We start from the raw sequence: 794 nt of genomic DNA, 5'->3' as shown, positions 1-794 counted from the left end.
TGGCACTGTTGCAAATAGTCGGTGGTGATAAACTTATCATCCCCTTTTGCTGATGGAGCTGCACATGAACCCATTCAAAGGCCGGCATTTTCAGCGTGACATCATTCTGTGGGCCGTACGCTGNTACTGCAAATACGGCATCAGTTACCGTGAGCTGCAGGAGATGCTNGCTGAACGCGGAGTGAATGTCGATCACTCCACGATTTACCGCTGGGTTCAGCGTTATGCGCCTGAAATGGAAAAACGGCTGCGCTGGTACTGGCGTAACCCTTCCGATCTTTGCCCGTGGCACATGGATGAAACCTACGTGAAGGTCAATGGCCGCTGGGCGTATCTGTACCGGGCCGTCGACAGCCGGGGCCNCACTGTCGATTTTTATCTCTCCTCCCGTCGTAACAGCAAAGCTGCATACCGGTTTCTGGGTAAAATCCTCAACAACGTGAAGAAGTGGCAGATCCCGCGATTCATCAACACGGATAAAGCGCCCGCCTATGGTCGCGCGCTTGCTCTGCTCAAACGCGAAGGCCGGTGCCCGTCTGACGTTGAACACCGACAGATTAAGTACCGGAACAACGTGATTGAATGCGATCATGGCAAACTGAAACGGATAATCGGCGCCACGCTGGGATTTAAATCCATGAAGACGGCTTACGCCACCATCAAAGGTATTGAGGTGATGCGTGCACTACGCAAAGGCCAGGCCTCAGCATTTTATTATGGTGATCCCCTGGGCGAAATGCGCCTGGTAAGCAGAGTTTTTGAAATGTAAGGCCTTTGAATANNACANAAGGCTG

The 794-nt window shown here is 52.3% G+C and carries 1 protein-coding gene; it reads left to right on the top strand.

Going from position 1 to position 794, the window contains the following annotated elements:
- The first annotated feature begins 64 nt into the window (after positions 1-64).
- Positions 65-769, top strand: coding sequence for an IS6-like element IS26 family transposase (locus VZP09_RS24665; RefSeq protein ID WP_328795529.1), 705 nt, complete (start codon positions 65-67; stop codon positions 767-769).
- The last annotated feature ends 25 nt before the right edge of the window (positions 770-794 follow it).

The organism is Klebsiella sp. EMBS2024 (assembly GCF_036233805.1).
Lineage (GTDB): Bacteria > Pseudomonadota > Gammaproteobacteria > Enterobacterales > Enterobacteriaceae > Klebsiella > Klebsiella pneumoniae.
Note: the sequence above shows the minus strand (reverse complement) of the source record. Positions and strands in the feature narration are given on the sequence as shown.